Origin of the sequence: Kitasatospora sp. NBC_00070 (assembly GCF_045041205.1) — a bacterium.
GTDB lineage: Bacteria > Actinomycetota > Actinomycetes > Streptomycetales > Streptomycetaceae > Kitasatospora.
Genome location: NZ_CP108247.1, coordinates 6,470,011 through 6,488,576 on the forward strand (window position 1 = coordinate 6,470,011; position 18,566 = coordinate 6,488,576).

Genomic DNA, 18,566 nt, shown 5'->3' on the forward strand with positions numbered 1-18,566 from the left:
ACCGGCCAGCCGGAGGAAACCGTGTCCGCAGCAGCAGCGGAGCAGCACCCGACGTTGCTCGAGGTCGCCGACAGGATGTCCGACGAGCTGATCGGTTACCGGGTCGAGATCATCGGGGGCCAGATCACCGCGACACCACCCGCTGACGGCCCGCACGGCGTCTCCCTGACGGATCTCGTACTCGCCCTCGGAGCCGCAGGGTTGCACGGGGAAGCGAGCAAGGTCATTCAGGCTGTCGGACTGTGGCTGCCGGACGGGCCCTCGGACTACGCCATTCCCGATCTGGCCGTTGTGGATGCCGACTACCTCGACCACGGAGTGGCGTTCCACTGCTACGACCCCGCGATCTTCCGGATGGTGCTCGAGGTGACCTCCAGCAACCTCAGCGACGACCTGAAGAGGAAGCCCGCCGCCTACGCCGGAGCGGGCATCCCGGTCTACGTCATGGTGGACCGCAAGAACGAGAAGGTCATGGTGCTCACCGACCCGTCCGACGGCGAGTACCGCGTGCACGCCGTCCACCACCGGGGCCAGAGCTTCACACTCCCCGAGTCGATCGGGGCGACGGTGACGCTCTCGGTGGACGGCGTGCTCGGGGAGAAGGGCTAGACCAGCCGTCCGTCGTGCATCTCCACCACCCGGTCGACCCGGGTCAGCAGGTCGCGGTCGTGGGTGACCATGACGGTGGCGGTGCCGTGGTCGCGGGTGATGGTGGCGAGCAGGTCGACGATCTGGGCGCCGCGTTCGTGGTCGAGGGCCGAGGTGGGCTCGTCGACCAGCAGGACGGAGGGTTCGCCGAAGAGGGCGCGGGCGATGTTGACCCGCTGGCGTTCGCCGCCGGAGAGCTGGTGCGGGCGGCGGCGCTGCTTCGAGGCGTCCAGGCCGACCGAGGCGAGCAGGGCCTCGGCCCGCTCGCGGGCGGCCCGGGGCCTGCCGCCGCGGACGGACTCCAGGACCAGCAGCTGTTCCACCGCGGTCAGCGAGGCGAGCAGGTTGGACTGCTGGAAGACGATGCCCAGCCGCTCCCGGCGCAGCGCCGAGCGGGCCTTCTCGCCCAGCGCGCCGACGTCCTGACCGTCGATCAGCACCGAGCCGCTGTCCGGCCGGAGCAGGGTGGCGGCCACCGCGAGCAGCGAGGACTTGCCGGATCCTGAGGGCCCGGCGACGGCGGTGAACTCGCCGGGGGCGACCGCGAGCGAGACCCGGTCGAGGGCGGTGAGGCGGGCTTCGCCGTCGGGGTAGGTGAGGGTCACGGTGTGCAGGGCGAGGCCGGTGCGGGTGGCACGGACGGTGGTGGTCATCGGTTGGCTCCCAGCGCGGCCAGCGGGTCGACGGAGGTGATGCGGCGGACGGCGAGCCCGGCGCCGAGCAGACCGAGCAGGACCATCACCGCGACCGGGACGCCCACACTCGCCACGCTGACGTCGAACGGGACGGCGGCGGCCGCCAGCAGCCCGCCCACCCCGCCGATCGCGCCGCCCAGCAGCGCCCCGCCCAGCAGCACGGCGGCGGCCTGCGCCAGCGCGTCCCGGACCAGGTAGCCGCTGCTCGCACCGACCGCCTTGAGCACCGCGATGTCCGGCTTGCGCTGGACCGTCCAGACCGTGAAGAAGGCCCCGACCACCAGCGCGCTGACCGCGAACAGGAAGCCCTGGATCAGCTGCAGGCTGCCCTGCTCGGCGGAGTACCCGTTGATCCCGGCCAGCGAGTCGTCGAGCGACACCGTCTCGGTGCCCTGCGCCGCGTCCAGCGCGCCGAGGTCCGCGTCCGAGCCGGTCAGCGCGAGCGCGGTCGGCCGGTTCTGGCCGCTGACCTGCTCCCAGGTGGCGAGCGTGGTCCACACCGTGGGGGCGTGCCCGTACGAGCGCTCGGCGGTCAGGCCGGAGACGGTGACGGTGCGCGGGCCGACCTTGACCTGCTCACCCACCGTCAGGTGGTACTCGGCGGCGGTGTCGGCCCCGACCGCGATCTGACCGTCCGTCGGGGCGGTGCCGGACTCCAGCGGGGGCAGCAGCCCGGCCGGGGCCCCGACCACGCTGACCGAGGCGGCCGAGTCGCTGGCGGTCAGCCGGGTCATCGAGATGCCCAGCGGCTGCACCGACTCCACCCCGGGGGCGGCGGCGAACGCGTCGGCCTGGGCGGGCGAGACGGTGCTGCTGCTGAACGAGACCGTCGGTGCGGCCCCGGCCGGGGCGCCGAACACGATCCGGTCGGCGGGCAGCTCGGCGACGGTGGAGGAGGCGGCGGAGGCGAGCCCGCCGGTCAGCCCGTAGAGGAAGACCACCAGGGTGGTTATCAAGGTGACCACCGCCCCCATCAGGGCGAACCGCCCCTTGGCGAAGCGGATGTCACGGAGCGCGACGAACACGGTGGCCTTCCCGGTACGAGAGTTCTGACGACTCCTCCACCCTGTCGGCGCGGCCGCCCCGTGCCATCAGGGAGAGGAGGGGGACTCCACTCGTGCGGGCGATGCAGTCCGGAATCCATCGAACGGTTGATGCCGTGCCGGGCGGAGCCGGGCCCCGCACCCCGTACTCTCGGAAGGCGTGACCAGTACCGAACCACCCGGCCATGCCGGCAACACGCCCGCGCTGCGGCTGATGAACCTCGCCCTGCACGGCCTGTTCCTGGCGCTGCTGGTGGTGCTGGTGGCCCGGGGCGTGGCCGACGGCGGGCTGGGGCCCGGTGCGCTGCTGACCGCGATACTGCTCGCGGCGGTCTATCTGAGCGGCGGGGCGTTCGCGCCGGTGCGCACCACCCGGCTGTGGGCCGGGCTCTGGCTGGGCGCGGTGCTGCTGCTCTGGATCGGTCTGACGCTCGCGCACCCCGAGTTCTGCTACCTCGCCTTCCCGCTGTACTTCGTCTGCCTGCACCTGATGCCGGTGCGCTGGGCCGTCCTCGCGGTGGGTGCGCTGACCGTGGTGGTGGTGGCCGCGCAGGCCGGCACCGAGGGCGGGCTGACCCTGGCGAAGGTGCTCGGCCCGGTGGCGGGCGCGGTGGTCGCGCTGCTCACCGCGTACGGGTACGCCGCGCTGTACCGGGAGAGCCGGGAGCGGCAGCGGCTGATCGACGACCTGGTCCGGGCCAGGGACGAGCTGGCCGCCACCCAGCGCGAGGCCGGCCGGCTGGCGGAGCGTCAGCGGCTGGCCCGGGAGATCCACGACACCCTGGCCCAGGGCCTGTCCAGCATCGTGCTGCTGGCCCGCTCGGCCGAGTCCGCGCTGCCGGCCGACCCGGGCGCGGCCCGGGAGCGGATCGCCGAGGTCGGGCGGACGGCTTCGGCGAATCTGGCGGAGGCCCGCCGGTTCGTCCAGGCGCTCACCCCGCCCGCGCTGGACGGGGTGACGCTGACCGTGGCGCTGCGGCGGCTGGCCGACGGGCAGGGCGCGGTGTTCCACCTGGACGGTGAGCCGTACCCGCTGCCGGTGGAGGCGGAGGTCGCGCTGCTCCGGCTGACCCAGGAGGCGCTGGCCAACGCGGCCCGGCACGCCCGGGCCGAGGCGGTGGCGGTGACGCTGACCTACCTGGACGACGAGGTGACGCTGGACGTCTTCGACGACGGGGTGGGCTTCGACCCGCAGGCGCTGCCCTCGGGCGAGGGGCGGCGGTTCGGCCTGCACGGGATGCGGGAGCGGATCGCGGCGCTGGGCGGCCGGCTGACGGTGGAGTCGGCGCCGGGCGAGGGCACGGTGGTGGCGGTCTCGCTGCCGCTGCGGACGATCGAGACGGCCGAGGCCGTGCTGACGGAGGCGGGTGCGCAGTGATCCGGGTGCTGTTGGTGGACGACCACCCGGTGGTGCGGCGCGGGCTGCGCGCGATGGTGGACGACCTGCCGGAGCTGACGGCGGTCGGCGAGGCGGCGGACGGCGCGGAGGCGCTGCGGGTGCTGGAGGGTCTCGAGCAGCGCCCGGACGTGGTGCTGATGGACCTTCAGATGGGTGCCGGGATGCACGGGGTGGAGGCCACCCGCCGGATCACCGCGCTGCCGGACCCGCCGGCGGTGCTGATCCTGACCACCTACAGCACCGACGCCGACATCCTGGCGGCGGTCGAGGCGGGCGCGACGGGCTACCTGCTCAAGGACGCCCCGCCGGAGGAGGTGGCGGCGGCGGTGCGGGCCGCCGCCCGGGGCGAGACGGTGCTGGCGCCGCCGGTGGCGGCCCGGCTGCTCGGGCGGGTGCGGGCCGGGCGGCCGACGCTGTCGCCGCGCGAGGCGGAGATCCTCCAGCTGCTGGCGCTCGGGCTGGCCAACAAGCAGATCTCCAAGCGGCTGTTCATCAGTGAGGCGACGGTCAAGACCCACCTGGTGCACATCTACGACAAGCTCGGTGTGGACAGCCGGACGGCCGCGATCGCCTCGGGCCTGACGAGCGGTCTGATCCGCCCGGCCTGACGCCCGGTCTGATGCGCCCGCTCCGGTGCGCCCGGCCCGTCGCCCGGGAAGGCCGTTCGTCCAGGGACGGACGGGGCGCCGGAGCGCTGTGCGATGATCATCGGGTGTCAGGTACCGCGTTCCCGAGGCCCCGGGTGGGGCGGCCGCGCGCCGCCGGGCCGTCGAACAGCGAACTGTCCGGCCGGGAACAGGTGTTGGCGGCAGCCGCCGCGCTGTTCACCCGGAACGGGTACGCCGCGACCACCACCAGGGCGGTGGCCGAGCTGGCGGGGCTGCGGCAGGCGTCGATGTACCACTACTTCGCCCACAAGGAGGACCTGCTCGCCACCCTGCTGGAGGGCACCGTCGAACCTTCGCTGGCGTTCGGCCGGAACCTGCTCGCCGCCGAGCCCGGGCCCGACCCGGCGGCCGCGCTCTGGGCGCTGGTCAGGTACGACTCCGAGCTGCTGTTCGGCGGCCTGTACAACCTGGTCGCGCTCTACCGGCTGCCCGAGGTGCGGGGCGACCGGTTCCTGGACTTCCGCCGGGCCAGGACGGAGCTGCGGGCGGTCTACGGCGTGCTGCTGACCCGGCTGGAGCAGCCGTCGGCGCCGGTGGCGGAGCTGGAGCTGCGCACCGACCTGCTGCTCGGCCTGGTCGAGGGCGGGGTGGCGGCCGCCCGGGAGCACCCGGACCGCACCGCCGCCGAGGTGGCCCCCGCGGTCGCCGACGCGGCCCTCCGGCTGGCGGGCTGCACCGCCGGACGGATCGCGCTGGCCCGTACCGCCGACCTGACCGGAGCACCACGATGAACCGGAGCACCCCGATGCAGCTGCCGCTGGTCGCCGCCGCGCCGATGGCCGGCGGCGGTACCACCCCCGCCCTGGTGGCGGCCGTGAACGAGGGCGGCGGGCTCGGCCTGCTGCCCGCGGGATACCTGAGTGCCGCCGGGCTGGCCGCCGCGATCGGCGTGACCGGGCGGCTGACGGACTGTCCGTTCGGGGTGAACCTGTTCGTCCCGGACGCGCCGGCCGATCCGGCGGCGGTGGCCGCCTACCGGGAGCGGCTGCGGCCGGAGGCCGCCTCGCACGGGGTCGAACTCCCCGAGTCGACCGGTCCGGACCGGGACGACTGGGAGGCCAAGCTGGAGCTGCTGCTGGCCGACCCGGTGCCGGTGGTCTCGTACACCTTCGGCCTGCCCTCGGCCGCCGAGGCCGCCGCGTTCCGGGCGGCGGGCAGCTACCAGATCGGCACCGTGACCACCCCGGCGGAGGCCAGGGCCGCCACCCTGCTGGGGATGGACGCGCTCTGCGTGCAGGGCCCGGAGGCGGGCGGCCACCGGGGCACCCACCGCCAGGCGGCGGTGCCGGACGCCCGGTCGCTGGCCGAACTGCTCGCCGCGGTACGGGAGGTGACCCCGCTGCCGCTGATCGCGGCCGGCGGGCTGATGGACGGCGCCGGGATCGCCGCCGCCCTGCGCGCGGGCGCGAGCGCCGCCCAGCTCGGCACGGCGTACCTGCGCACCGACGAGTCCGGGGCCGACCCCAACCACCGGGCGGCGCTGGTCGGCCACCGCGGCGGCACCACGGTGACCAGGGCCTTCACCGGGCGCCCGGCCAGGGGGCTGCGGAACGCCTTCATCGACCGGTACGAGCCCTACGCCCCGGTCGGCTACCCCGAGGTGCACCACCTGACCCGCCCGCTGCGCGCGGCCGCCACCCGTCGGGGCGACCTGACGGCGATGCACCTCTGGGCGGGTACCGGCCACCGGCGGGCCAGGACCGGTCCGGCCGCGGACCTGACCGCCGAACTGCTCGCTCAGGCCAACGCCGCGCGGTAGTAGGCGATCTTGTCCCGGATCACCTGCTGCCGCCGGCGCAGCGTGGCGATCTGCTCCTCCACCTGGTCGTCGTGCGCGGCCAGCAGCGTCAGCCGGTCGGCGAAGGTGCCGTCCCCGGACCGCACCAGCTGCGCGAAGTGCAGCATCTCCGAGATCGGCATGCCGGTGTCCCGCAGGCACCGCAGCACACCCAGCCAGGCCAGGTCCTCGGCGCTGAACCGCCGGTGCCCGCTGGCCGACCGCTGCACGTCGCCGAGCAGCCCGATCCTCTCGTAGTACCGCAGGGTGTCCAGGCTGAACCCGGACTCCTCGACCGCCTGAGCGGGCGTCAGATACGCAGCTGTGGTCATGCCGCCATCATCACCCGGGGCGGAACGGGCCGGACAGCCCCGTTCCGCCTGACGGACGGTCAGCCGAGGATGGTGCCCATCCACTCCTCGATGCCCGCGACGGTGCGGGGGAGCGCGCCGGACATCAGCCGGGCGCCGTCGGCGGTGATCACCAGGTCGTCCTCCACCCGGGCGCCGATGCCGCGGAGTTCGGCGGGGAGGGTCTCGTCGTCGGGCTGCAGGTAGAGGCCGGGCTCGACGGTGAGCACCTGGCCCTCCTCCAGGACGCCGTCGAGGTAGGTCTCGGCGCGGGCCTTGGCGCAGTCGTGCACGTCCAGGCCGAGCATGTGGCCGCTGGAGCAGAGGGTGTAGCGGCGGAACAGGCCGCTGTCCTCCTGGAGCGCCTCCTCGGCGGAGATCTTGAGGACGCCCCAGTCGGCCAGGCCCTCGGCGATCACCCGCATGCCGGCCCGGTGGAAGTCCCGGAAGCTGGCGCCGGGGCGCAGGGTGGCGATGCCCGCCTCCTGGGCGGCCAGGACGAGTTCGTAGACCTGCCGCTGGACGGGGGAGAAGGTGCCGCTGAGCGGGATGGTGCGGGTGATGTCCGCGGTGTAGAGCGAGTCGACCTCCACGCCCGCGTCCAGCAGCAGCAGCTTCGAGGGGTCCAGCGCGCCGTCGTTGCGGATCCAGTGCAGCACACAGGCGTGCGCGCCGGAGGCGACGATGGTCTCGTAGCCGGTGCCGTTGCCCTCGGCGCGGGCCCGCAGGTTGAAGGTGCCCTCCAGCCAGCGCTCGCCCCGGCCGTGCCGGAAGGCGGCGGGCAGCGCGCGGACCACGTCCTCGAAGCCGGCGGTGGTGGCGTCGACCGAGAGCTGGAGCTGCTCGACCTCCCAGGCGTCCTTGACCAGCCGCAGCTCGGAGAGGGTGGAGGCGAGCGCGGTGTCGACGGCGGTCGGCAACAGCGCCTCCAGCACCGGGTCGGCCCCGCCGAGCAGCCGGGTGACCGGCTGACTGCCGGTCAGCAGCTTCTCCAGGTCGTCCAGGTGGGCGGTCCGGATGCCGGTGAGCTGCTCGGCCTCGTCCAGGTCGGGGCGGCGGCCGACCCAGAACTCGCCGTAGCGGCGGTCCCGGAAGAACTCGGAGCCGTACGGGCTGCCGCCGCCGCGCGGCGAGCGCGGGCGCAGGTAGAGCACCGGCTCGCCGTTCGGCTCGACCACCAGCACGTGGCCGACCTGGTCCTCGCCGGTCAGGCCGGTGAGCCAGGCGTACGCGCTGTGCGGGCGGAACCGGTAGTCGCAGTCGTAGCTGCGCACCTTCAACTGCCCGGCCGGGACGATCAGCCGCTCGCCGGGGAAGGCGGCGGCGAGCCGGGCCCGGCGGCCGGGCATCACGGCGTAGCCGGGCACCCGGTCGCCGGCGGGCAGCGGGGTGGTGGCCCAGCCGGTCCCCATGAAGGCTTCCAGGGCGGCGGAGACGGGCAGGTCGTGGCTGCCGGTGTTCAGCGGGCGGGGGGCGGTGGTCACGTCTGCGACTCCTTCGGCGGGGTGGTCTGTCCGGATTCAGTGGTGTTGATGTCGTTGCGTGGGGCGGGAGTTGGAGCGGTTACCGGACACAGCTCGGTAACGAGCCGCCCGATCCCTTGCCAGTGCAATTTCACATTACTATGTTACGGGTCACACCTTGGAGCGGCTAGACCCCAGCGGTCGCCCTCTCGGTGGCCCCGGATCAGCCCCGGGGCGAACCAAGGCCGCAACTGTGGCCTCCCACTGCGGAGTTGCACTATGACCAGGCGTACCCATGCCGCCCTTGCAGCGGCGATCGCGGCAGCACTCACCCTCGGCCTCGGGGCGTGTACCAGCACCGGCGGAAGCAGCGACGACGGCAACCAGGGTGGTGTCACCACCGAGGGCAACGGCATCATCGGCGGGACGCCCGTCAAGGGCGGCACCCTGAACCTGCTGTCGAACGTCGACTTCGACCAGCTGGACCCGACCCGTAACTGGACCATGCCGGTGATGGACTTCGGCGTCCGCACCCTCTACCGCACCCTGACCACCTTCAAGGCGGCCCCGGGCGCCGAGGGTCTGAAGATCGAGCCCGACCTGGCCACCGACCTCGGCCAGTCGAGCGACGGCGGCAAGACCTGGACCTTCAAGCTGAAGGACGGCCTGAAGTACGAGGACGGCACGCCGATCGTCGCCGACGACATCAAGTACAACGTCGAGCGGTCCTACTCGCCCGAGCTGCCCGGTGGCCCGGACTACGCCCGGACCTACCTGGTCGCCCCGGCCGACTACAAGGGCCCGCTGGCCGGCCAGCGCCTGGGCAAGGAGTCGATGGAGGTCCCGGACGACAAGACCATCGTCTTCCACCTCCAGCGCCCGGTCGCGGAGTTCGGCTACACCGTCACGCTGCCGACCTTCTCGCCGGTGCCGAAGGCGAAGGAGGCCGGTGCCAACTACAGCAACCACCCGGTCTCCTCCGGCCCGTACAAGATCGAGTCGTACGACCGCGGCAAGCGCATGGTGCTGGTCCGCAACACCAACTGGGACCCGAAGAGCGACACGGTCCGCAAGGCGTACCCGGACAAGATCGTGGTGGACCAGACCCTCAAGGGCACCGGTGTGGCCGAGCGGCTGATCGCCGACCAGGGCGACGACCAGAGCGCGATCTCCTACGTCGACCTGGTGCCCTCCAAGATCAGCGAGGTGCTCACCAACCCGGAGATCAAGAAGCGGCTGATCTCGGAGAACGCGGGCTGCACCACGAAGCTCGACATGAACAACACCAAGGCGCCGTTCGACAACGCCAAGGTCCGCCTCGCGATGCAGTACGCGGTGGACAAGGAGGCCTTCGCGGCCGCGCAGGGCGGCCCGGCGTTCACCGACGTGGCCACCACCTACCTGCCGCCGGTGCTCACCCAGGGCGCGCCGGTCGACCACTTCCTGATCAAGCCGGGCGGCGACCCGGCGAAGGCCAAGGCGCTGCTGGCCGAGGCCGGTTTCGCGAACGGCTTCGCCACCGAGCTGGTCACCTCCACCGGTGGCAAGCAGCAGGCGGAGGCCATCCAGGCCGCGCTGAAGAAGGTCGGCGTCGAGATCACCATCACCACGGTCGACCCGACCGCGGTCAGCTCGATCACCGGTGACAAGACCAAGCAGCCCGGTCTCTCGATCGGCGGCTGGTGCCCCGACTACCCGTCGGCCGCCACCTTCCTGCCGATGATCTTCGACGGCCGCACCATCAAGGACAAGGGCAACCAGGGCAACGTCACCCGGTTCAACGACCCGGAGACCATCGCCGACCTGGACCGGATCGCCGCGATGAGCGACGTCCAGCAGGCCAACAAGGCGTGGCTGGAGCTGGACGCCAAGATCATGGACAAGTCGCCGGCCGTGCCGCTGGTCTGGGCCAAGAAGCCGCTGCTGGTCGGTTCCAACATCGCCGGCGCCTTCGCCCACCCGGTGTGGGCCGGTCAGCTCGACTTCGCCGTCATCGGCCTGAAGACCGCGAAGTAGTCGGGAGTTCCCCATGACCGCCCCGCTCTCTCCGGCCGCGGCCGAGGGAGCGGGGGCGGCGGCCAGTCCCGCTGCCCCCGTCTCCACCGCCGACCGTCATCAACAGCCCGCCTCTCCCTGGCGGTTGGCCTGGCACCGGCTGCGTCGCCAGAAGGCCGCACTCACCGGCCTCGGCATCATCGTCTTCTTCATCCTGGCCGCGTTGCTGGCCCCGGTGCTCACCGCGATCAGCGGCACGGGCCCGGCGGACACCGACAAGCGGGCCATCAACTCCTACCTCGGCGGCCTGCCCAAGGGCAGCTTCGGCGGGATGAGCCCCGAACACTGGCTCGGCGTCGAGCCGATGCTCGGCCGGGACATCTTCGCCCGGCTGCTCTACGGCGCCCAGATCAGTCTGCTGGTCGCCTTCGCCTCGGCGATCATGATCACCCTGATCGGGGTGACCCTGGGCATCCTGGCCGGCTACTTCGGCGGCCGGATCGACACCGCGATCTCCCGGTTCATGGACGTCATGATGTCCTTCCCCAGCCTGATCTTCATGATCGCGCTGCTCTCGGTGGCCCGGAACGTCAACCGGGTCATGCTGCTGATCATCGTGATGGGCGTCTTCAGCTGGCCGTACATCGCCCGGGTTATCCGGGCCCAGACCCTCTCGCTGAAGCACCGCGAGTACGTCGAGGCGGCCCGCGCCAGCGGCACCAGGAGCAGTCGCATCCTGCTCACCGAGATCCTGCCCAACCTGTCCGGCACGATCATCGTCTACATCACGCTGGCCATCCCGGGCCTGATCGGCACCGAGGCCGCGCTGACCTTCCTGGGCGTGGGCGTCCGTCCCCCGACGCCGTCCTGGGGGCAGATGATCGCCGACTCGGTGCTCTACTACAAGGTCGATCCGATGTTCTTCATCCTGCCGAGCGCCTGCCTGTTCCTGGTGGTGCTGGGGTTCACCCTGCTCGGTGACGCGCTGCGCGACGCCCTGGACCCGAAGGGCGGCAAGTCGTGATCGGATTCCTGATCCGCCGGCTGCTCGGCATCGCGGCCACCCTGGTGGTGATCTGCGCGCTGACCTTCGCGGTGTTCTACCTGTTCCCCGCCGACCCGGCGGCCCAGTTCTGCGGCAAGGACTGCTCGACCGACCGGATCGAGATGGTCCGTCAGCAGATGGGCCTGGACGACTCGTTGCCGGTCCAGTTCGGCCGCTACCTGATCGGCATCTTCGCCGGCCAGACGCTCGGCAGCGGCCAGTACGCGGTCCAGTGCAACTTCCCCTGCTTCGGCTACTCCTTCCAGAGTGCCCAGCCGGTCTGGGACCTGATGATGGACCGGTTCCCGGTCAGCGCCTCGCTCGCCCTCGGTGCGGCGGTCTGCTGGCTGGTGCTCGGCCTCTCGGCCGGCGTGGTCTCCGCGCTGAAGCGGAACACCTGGGTGGACCGCACCGTGATGATCGGCACCATCGGGATCGCCGCGCTGCCGGTCTACTTCACCGCGATGATCCTGCTCTACCTGGTGGTCACGGTGCTGGGCCTGATGCCGCTGCCCCGGTACATCGCCTTCGGCGAGGACCCGGTCGGCTGGGTGCGCAACCTGATCCTGCCGTGGATCACCCTGTCGCTGCTGTTCGCCGCGCTGTACGCCCGGATGACCCGCAACTCGGTGATCGAGACCATGGAGGAGCCGTTCGTCCGGACCGCCAGGGCCAAGGGTCTGCGCGAGCGCCGGGTGGTCACCAAGCACGGGCTGCGACCCGCGCTGACCCCGATCGCCACCATGCTCGGGATGGACCTCGGCGGCCTGCTCGCCGGAGCGCTGATCACCGAGTCGCTGTTCAGCCTGCCGGGCGTCGGCAAGCTGTTCGCGGACTCGCTGAACAAGTCCGACCAACCGGTGATCATGGGCGTCACGCTGCTGGCCTCCTTCTTCATCGTGACCTCCAACCTGGTGGTGGACCTGGTCTACGCCTGGATCGACCCGAGGGCGAGGCTGTCGTGACAACCCCCAGCAAGAGCGCACCACTGCTCGAAGTCACCGATCTCGAAGTCGAGTTCAACACCGCCGAAGGCGTGGTCAAGGCCGTCAAGGGCGTCGACTTCACGGTCGAGCGCGGGCGGACCCTGGGCATCGTCGGCGAGTCGGGCTCCGGCAAGTCCGTCACCTCGCTGGCCGTGATGGGCCTGCACCGGAGTGCCAAGGTGACCGGGTCGGTCAAGTTCGACGGCACCGAACTGCTCGGCGCCCCGGACGAGACCGTCCGCAAGCTGCGCGGCCGCCGGATGGCGATGGTCTTCCAGGACGCGCTGACCGCGCTGCATCCGTACTTCACCATCGGCGACCAGATCGCCGAGGCGTACCGGGAGCACCACGGCGGCACCCGCAAGGCCGCGCTGGCCCGGGCGGTCGAGGTGCTCGGCGACGTCGGCATCCCCGAGCCGGCCCGCCGGGCGGGCGAGCACCCGCACCAGTTCTCCGGCGGCATGCGCCAGCGGGCGATGATCGCCCTCGCGCTGTCCTGCGAGCCGGACCTGATCATCGCGGACGAGCCCACCACCGCACTGGACGTCACCGTCCAGGCCCAGGTGCTTGAGCTGCTGATGAAGCTCCAGCAGGACCGCGGCCTCGGCATCGTGATGATCACCCACGACCTCGGGGTGATCGCCCGGGTGGCCGACGAGGTGCTGGTGATGTACGGCGGCGCCGCCGCCGAACAGGCCTCCGCCGACGCGCTGTTCGCCACCCCCAGGCACCCGTACACCCGGGGGCTGCTGGACTCGCTGCCCCGGGTGGACGCGGTCGAGGGGGAGAGCCTGCGCTCGATCCCCGGCAGCCCGCCCTCGCTGCTCGCCCCGCCGGCCGGCTGCGCGTTCCACCCGCGCTGCCCGGTCTACGCCGCGAAGCCCAGTGAACTCTGCACCGCGGAGCGCCCGTTGCTCCGCCTGGTGGCGGAGGGGCACCGCAACGCCTGCCGATTCGACGGAGTGACGTCATGACCACCGAACCGCTGCTCACCGTCGAGGGCCTGGGGATGACCTTCCCCGGTCCGCGCTCCGGCCTCGGCCGCCGGGCCGGGATCAAGGCGGTCGACGACGTCAGCTTCGAGGTCCGCCCCGGCGAGACGCTCGGGCTGGTCGGCGAGTCCGGCTGCGGGAAGTCCACCACCGGGCGGATGCTGGTCCGGCTGCTCGACCCGACGGCCGGTCAGGTCGCCTTCCAGGGCAAGGACATCACCCGGACCACGCAGCGCGAACTGCGGCCGCTCCGCCGCAAGTTCCAGATGATCTTCCAGGACCCGTTCGCCTCGCTGAACCCGCGGCAGACCGTCCAGCAGATCATCGCCGCCCCGCTGCGCGCCCAGGACACCCCGGCCGCCGAGATCAACCGTGAGGTCCGCGACCTGGTCCAGCTGGTCGGCCTCGCCCCGGAGCACCTGGACCGCTACCCGCACCAGTTCTCCGGCGGCCAGGCCCAGCGGATCGGCATCGCCCGAGCGCTGGCCACCCGCCCCGAACTGGTGGTCGCGGACGAGCCGGTCTCCGCCCTGGACGTCTCCATCCAGGCCCAGATCGTCGGCCTGATGGAGCGGCTGCAACGCGAACTCGGCGTGGCCTACGTCTTCATCGCCCACGACCTGGCCGTGGTGAAGCACATCAGCCACCGGGTCGCGGTGATGTACCTGGGCCGGATCGTCGAGATCGGCGACCAGCGCGAGGTGTACGCCAACCCGGCGCACCCCTACACCAAGGCGCTGCTCTCGGCCGTCCCGCTGCCCGACCCGGCCGCCGAACGCTCCCGGGAACGGATCGTGCTGCTCGGCGACCCGCCGAGCCCGGCCAACCCGCCGAGCGGCTGCACCTTCCACCCGCGCTGCCCGAAGGCGCAGCAGATCTGCCGCACCGAGCGGCCGTTGCTCCAGATCACCCCGGCGGGTGGCAGCCGACAGGCCGCCTGCCACTTCCCCGAGGCCTGACGCTCCCCCGTCGGTCCTCCTCCGCGCCGCCGCCGCACACCCTCGTCCCACGCGGCGGCGGCGCGAGCTCCACGCACCGCCCCACTCGGTGCGCCCCCACCTCTCCACCCCACTCGGAGAAGAACCATGGCAACTTCCTTCACCACGCGCCGGGTCCTGCTCGCCGCCGTGCTGACCGCCACCCTGACGCTGCCCGCGATCCAGACCGGCCAGGCGCTCGCCCAGTCCCCGGTGGCCGCCCCGGCGGCCGCGACCGCGCCGGCACCCGTGGCACCGACCGGGTACGACGAGGTGGACCGGCTCGGCGACGCCACCGCCCGGACCGGCACCGCCGCGCCCGCCCCCGGTGGCGGTTCGCTCGGCAGCGGACCGGTCCCCGGGATGCTGCCCGACCGGGTCGGCGCCCCCGCCCCGACCGCCGCCGAACTCGTCGCGAGCGGCACCGCCGCGACCACCGCGGCCGGCGTGCCGTGCACCGTGGACGGGATGACCGGCCTGGGCCCGAACGCCCTGGCCGACTTCCTCACCGACCCGGCCGTCACGGTGGACGGCTGCCTGAAGAACTTCCTCTGGACCTGGGACGCCAGGTACACCACCACCATGGACGACGCCCACGTCCAGGCCGTCGCGCAGCGGATCGGCAAGCTCGCCGGCTCCGACGACGGCACCGGCGCGGCCCACCTCTACGAGCTGTGGACCTTCCTGCACGCCACGGTCTACTTCGACTTCAACCAGAACGGCATCGACGTCACCGACGCCGCCACGCTGGCCGCGGTCCAGCAGGCCGTCACGGCGTACGGGAACAGCCCGCACGCCTTCGACGACACCGAGCTGGCCGGTGCGACCATCCGTGAGATGACCACCACCGCAGGCTCGGTGGGGGTGCGTCAGAACAACCTCGGCCTGGCGAAGAAGGTGCTGGCCAAGTTCGCCCCCGGCACCAAGGTCGCCGACAGCTGGGCCTGGGGCACCGCCGGTCTGGCCGCGCTCAACCTCAGCTGGCTCGGCGTCTCCAACCAGGACCCGGCGTTCCTGCCGGTGGTCGCCGCCGACCCCTCCTTCCGGGCCGCCTTCCGGGCCTTCGCCGGGTACGGCCACCTCAAGGGCACCCAGAACGAGTGGCTGGCCCGGGACGCGGTCGGCGAGTACGGCCGGTTCGGCCAGATCGCCGCCCTGCGGGCCGGCACCACCGCCGAGATCGGCAGCCTGCTGGACCTCACCAAGGCCACCTTCGGCCAGTGGTCGGCGCCCTGGGTCAAGGTGGCGGGCTGGGCCAACTACTACGGGAACTGCGCCCAGTTCGGGGTCTGTACCAGCGACGTCGAGGCGAAGCTGTTCCCCTACACCTACAAGTACGACAACGGTGCCGTCTCGGTCCGCACCGCACTGGACCGGGCCACCGTGGACCAGATGTACTACGCCAGCAAGCAGGTGAAGACCCAGTTCTTCCGGGTGCTCGGCACCGACGTCCCGCTGGCCGGCGACCCGAACGCCACCCTCAACATCCAGCTGTACGCGACGCGTTCGGACTACGAGGTGTACCACCCGCTGCTGACCGGGATGGCCACCAACAACGGCGGCATCTACATCGAGCGCGGCGCCACCTTCTACACCTACCAGCGGACCACCGCGGAGTCGTACCTGACGCTGGAGGAGCTGTTCCGGCACGAGTACACCCACTACCTGAACGGCCGTTGGGCGGTGCCGGGTTACTTCGGTGACGCGCGCTGGTACGCCAAGGACCTGACCACCGCGATGGACGAGGGCACCGCCGAGTTCTTCGACGGCTCGACCCGGGACCAGGGCGTCAAGGTCCGCAAGTCGCTGGTGGCCAAGCTGGCCTCGGACGAGGCGGCCGGCATCCCGCGGCTCACCGTCGCCCAGGTGCTGCACGCGAGCTACGACGACACCCCGGCCTTCCACTTCTACAACTACGCCGGAACCTTCTACGAGTTCCTCTGGGCGAAGCACCCGGCCAAGCTCCGCGAGATGTACGGCTACCTGCGCGCCGACGACCCGGCCGGGTTCGACGCCTGGCGCACCAGGACCGGCGCCGACCGGGGCCTGCAGGCCGAGTACGACGCCTTCCTGGACGCCCAGATCGCGATCGCCCCGAGCCTGTACGTGCCGAACACCTCGTTCAGCGCCAACAGCGCGCTGAAGTACGCCTATGCCGCCGAGGTGCAGGCCGCGATCGCCGCCGCCACCCAGAACACCCCGTCCTGCAAGGACAACGGGGACTGGGCGAACAAGCCGATGCGGTTCGTCTGCACCGGTGCGATCACCGCCAACCTGGCCGACGCGAACAACCCCGACCGGGTCTTCAACGACATGTCCTACACGGTCGACTACTTCCTGCTGAGCCGGACCAAGGGCGTCGCCAACAACCTGGACGACATGAACTGCTACTTCGGTGCGGTCAACGTCTGGCCCGGCGGCAAGGCCGGCACCGCCGACTACACCTGCGAGGGCCCGCTCCGCAGGTGACCCGAACCCCTGGTCGGACGCGGCGGGGAACCGTAACGGCGGGCCGCGTCCGACCAGGCTCCACAACTCCCGTGCGGGGCAGCCGTTCGACCGCTTCCGCGGTTGCCCCGCACGGGTACCGGCACGCGGCTGTCCTCCCCGCAGCCACCCGCTCCCCATCAGGGCCCAGGCCCCGGTGGGGCTCTTTCACGTGAAAGGCCACACCTCGTGACCACCCAGACACCTCCCCCGCTCAGCTGGGACGGCAGCGCCCACCCCTCCGGCCGGACCGAGACCGCCTGCCCGGTGGAGACCGGCCTCGACCTCCCGGGCCTGCGGGTCAGAGCCACCGCCGTCGGTGCCGGGGAGCTCGCGGTGCGGGTCACCCCGCAGGACGTCCCCGGCGTGCTGCTGATCGACGTCACCCCGGGGCGGTCGACCGACGGTTCGCCGGTCCGGGCCCGGGTGGAGTGGCGGCTGCCGTGCACCCGCGCCACCGGTTACTGGACGCCCGGCACCGGCACCCGCTGGCTGCCGCCGTCCTGGGCGCTGCCCCGGGTCGCCGCGCTGCCCAAGGGGGCACCGGTCGGCAGCCTGGTCGGCACGGCGGACGCCGCGATCTGCACCTTCGCGGTCGGCGAGACGGTGCTGCCGGTCTCGATCGGCGAGGGCGCGGTGGAGGAGACCGGCGACTTCAGCTGGTGGGTCGAGCACGAGGGCCCGCTGCGGCTGCTGCTGGACCTGAGCGGACGTCACTTCGCCGACACCGTCCGGGGCGCGGCCGCCTGGTGGGGCACCGCGCTGCCGGCCCCGGTGGTGCCGGACGCCGCCTTCGAGCCGGTGTTCTGCACCTGGTACGCCCTGCACCTGGCGATGACCTCGGCCGACGTGGAGAAGCTGGCCGCGCTGGCCGCACCGCTCGGCTTCGGCTCGCTGATCGTCGACGACGGCTGGCAGACCGACGAGAACGGCCGCTCCTACGCCACCACCGGCGACTGGCAGCCCGCCCCGGGCGGCTTCCCCGACTTCGCCGGGCACGTCGCGCGGGTCCGCGCCCTGGGCCTCAACTACCTGCTCTGGTACGCCCTGCCGTTCGCCGGCGACCGCAGCGCCGCGATCGGCACGCTCGCCGGGCACACGCTGGCCCACCTGCCGACCCTGGAGACGTACGTCCTCGACCCGCGCAGCCCGCTGGTCCGGGCGCACCAGGTGGACCGGCTGGCGGCGGCGGTGGAGCGGTACGGGGTCGACGGTCTGAAGATCGACTTCGTCGACACCTTCCTGCGCGAGGCCACCTCCGCCTCCCCGGACCCGGACTGCACCGAGGTGGCCGAGGGCGTCCGCCGCCTGCTGGCCGAACTCGACGTCCGACTGCGGGCGGTCCGGCCGGAGGTGCTGGTCGAGTACCGGCAGCAGTACATGGGCCCCGGCCTGTGGCCGTACTCGACCATGGTCCGGGCCATCGACTGCCCGCACAACGCCACCGAGAACCGCGCCCGCACCGCCGACCTGCGGCTCACCGCAGGACCGTTGGCGGTGCACGCCGACCCGCTGACCTGGCACCCGGAGGAGGCGCCCGAGCAGATCGCGGTGCTGCTGCTCGCGGTGCTGTTCGCCACCCCGCAGGTCTCGGTGGACCTGGCGGTGCAGGGGCCCGGCCAGCTGGCCGCGCTGCGGTTCTGGCTCGCCGTCATGGCCGAGCACCGGGACCTGCTGCAGCGCTCCGAGTTCCGCCCGCACCGGCCCGAGCTCGGCTACCCGCTGATCGAGTCCCGGCGGGACGGCGCCCGGGCGTTCGGCCGGTACGCGCCGGTGCCGGTCGCGGTGCCGGGGGAGTGGGACCTGCTGCTGCTCGGCAACGCCGACCCCGACACGCTGGTCCGGCTGGTCTTCGACCGGGCCCCGGGCACGCTGGCGGTGCTGGTCCAGGACGCGATGGGGGGCACCGTCGCCGAGGTGACCGTGACGGTGGAGAGCCTCGAACTCGGCCTGCACGTGCCGCTGGGCGGCCTGCTGACGCTCCGTCGCTGACCCACCCGGCCCGCCCACCCGGCGGGGGCCCTGCGCCTCCGCCGGGTGG

16 protein-coding genes are annotated in these 18,566 nt (G+C 72.5%); 12 read left to right on the plus strand and 4 right to left on the minus strand.

Annotated elements, in window-relative coordinates; all coding sequences use genetic code 11:
* Positions 1–21 precede the first annotated feature (21 nt).
* Complete coding sequence (locus OHV05_RS29400; protein ID WP_405020363.1) at positions 22–609, plus strand: Uma2 family endonuclease; 588 nt, start codon at positions 22–24, stop codon at positions 607–609.
* Here the strand turns inward: OHV05_RS29400 and OHV05_RS29405 are convergent.
* Positions 606–1,301: an ABC transporter ATP-binding protein gene (locus tag OHV05_RS29405; RefSeq protein ID WP_405020364.1), complete on the minus strand. Its 696-nt coding sequence runs from the start codon at positions 1,299–1,301 to the stop codon at positions 606–608. The genes OHV05_RS29400 and OHV05_RS29405 overlap by 4 nt on opposite strands.
* Positions 1,298–2,368 (minus strand): FtsX-like permease family protein, encoded by a 1,071-nt coding sequence (locus tag OHV05_RS29410; protein ID WP_405020365.1) that lies wholly within the window; start codon positions 2,366–2,368, stop codon positions 1,298–1,300. Before OHV05_RS29410 ends, OHV05_RS29405 begins: the two co-directional genes overlap by 4 nt.
* 178 nt (positions 2,369–2,546) lie before the next feature.
* Here OHV05_RS29410 and OHV05_RS29415 point away from each other — a divergent pair, with 178 nt between their 5' ends.
* The 4 genes from OHV05_RS29415 to OHV05_RS29430 all read left to right on the plus strand — a co-directional run bounded on the left by OHV05_RS29415 (position 2,547) and on the right by OHV05_RS29430 (position 6,212).
* The gene (locus OHV05_RS29415; protein ID WP_405020366.1) at positions 2,547–3,764 is read left to right on the plus strand and encodes a sensor histidine kinase; all 1,218 of its coding nucleotides are present in this window, start codon (positions 2,547–2,549) and stop codon (positions 3,762–3,764) included.
* Positions 3,761–4,393: a response regulator gene (locus tag OHV05_RS29420; protein ID WP_403031805.1), complete on the plus strand. Its 633-nt coding sequence runs from the start codon at positions 3,761–3,763 to the stop codon at positions 4,391–4,393. The genes OHV05_RS29415 and OHV05_RS29420 overlap by 4 nt, the downstream gene beginning before the upstream one ends.
* A 104-nt stretch (positions 4,394–4,497) precedes the next feature.
* Positions 4,498–5,184 (plus strand): TetR/AcrR family transcriptional regulator, encoded by a 687-nt coding sequence (locus OHV05_RS29425; RefSeq protein ID WP_405020367.1) that lies wholly within the window; start codon positions 4,498–4,500, stop codon positions 5,182–5,184.
* The gene (locus OHV05_RS29430) at positions 5,181–6,212 is read left to right on the plus strand and encodes a nitronate monooxygenase (protein WP_405020368.1); all 1,032 of its coding nucleotides are present in this window, start codon (positions 5,181–5,183) and stop codon (positions 6,210–6,212) included. The genes OHV05_RS29425 and OHV05_RS29430 overlap by 4 nt, the downstream gene beginning before the upstream one ends.
* Here OHV05_RS29430 and OHV05_RS29435 read toward each other — a convergent pair.
* Positions 6,191–6,562, minus strand: coding sequence for a MerR family transcriptional regulator (locus OHV05_RS29435; RefSeq protein WP_403031796.1), 372 nt, complete (start codon positions 6,560–6,562; stop codon positions 6,191–6,193). The two genes, OHV05_RS29430 and OHV05_RS29435, sit on opposite strands and share 22 nt — an antisense overlap.
* Before the next feature lie 59 nt (positions 6,563–6,621).
* Positions 6,622–8,064 carry an aminopeptidase P family protein gene (locus OHV05_RS29440; protein WP_405020369.1) on the minus strand — a complete coding sequence of 481 codons (1,443 nt, stop codon included), beginning with the start codon at positions 8,062–8,064 and terminating at the stop codon, positions 6,622–6,624.
* Positions 8,065–8,322: 258 nt separating this feature from the next.
* Between OHV05_RS29440 and OHV05_RS29445 the strand changes: the two genes are divergently transcribed.
* The 7 genes from OHV05_RS29445 to OHV05_RS29475 all read left to right on the plus strand — a co-directional run bounded on the left by OHV05_RS29445 (position 8,323) and on the right by OHV05_RS29475 (position 18,517).
* Positions 8,323–10,059, plus strand: a complete 1,737-nt coding sequence (locus tag OHV05_RS29445; RefSeq protein ID WP_403031790.1) for an ABC transporter substrate-binding protein — start codon at positions 8,323–8,325, stop codon at positions 10,057–10,059.
* 13 nt (positions 10,060–10,072) lie between these two features.
* Positions 10,073–11,062 carry an ABC transporter permease gene (locus OHV05_RS29450; protein ID WP_405020370.1) on the plus strand — a complete coding sequence of 330 codons (990 nt, stop codon included), beginning with the start codon at positions 10,073–10,075 and terminating at the stop codon, positions 11,060–11,062.
* Positions 11,059–12,048 (plus strand): ABC transporter permease, encoded by a 990-nt coding sequence (locus OHV05_RS29455; RefSeq protein WP_405020371.1) that lies wholly within the window; start codon positions 11,059–11,061, stop codon positions 12,046–12,048. The genes OHV05_RS29450 and OHV05_RS29455 overlap by 4 nt, the downstream gene beginning before the upstream one ends.
* Positions 12,045–13,043, plus strand: coding sequence for an ABC transporter ATP-binding protein (locus OHV05_RS29460; protein ID WP_405020372.1), 999 nt, complete (start codon positions 12,045–12,047; stop codon positions 13,041–13,043). Before OHV05_RS29455 ends, OHV05_RS29460 begins: the two co-directional genes overlap by 4 nt.
* Complete coding sequence (locus OHV05_RS29465) at positions 13,040–14,020, plus strand: ABC transporter ATP-binding protein (protein ID WP_405020373.1); 981 nt, start codon at positions 13,040–13,042, stop codon at positions 14,018–14,020. Before OHV05_RS29460 ends, OHV05_RS29465 begins: the two co-directional genes overlap by 4 nt.
* A gap of 126 nt (positions 14,021–14,146) precedes the next feature.
* Positions 14,147–16,507 (plus strand): collagenase, encoded by a 2,361-nt coding sequence (locus OHV05_RS29470; RefSeq protein ID WP_405020374.1) that lies wholly within the window; start codon positions 14,147–14,149, stop codon positions 16,505–16,507.
* Between the two features lie 207 nt (positions 16,508–16,714).
* On the plus strand, positions 16,715–18,517 hold the full coding sequence (locus OHV05_RS29475) for a glycoside hydrolase family 36 protein (protein ID WP_405020375.1): 1,803 nt from the start codon (positions 16,715–16,717) through the stop codon (positions 18,515–18,517).
* Positions 18,518–18,566 lie beyond the last annotated feature (49 nt).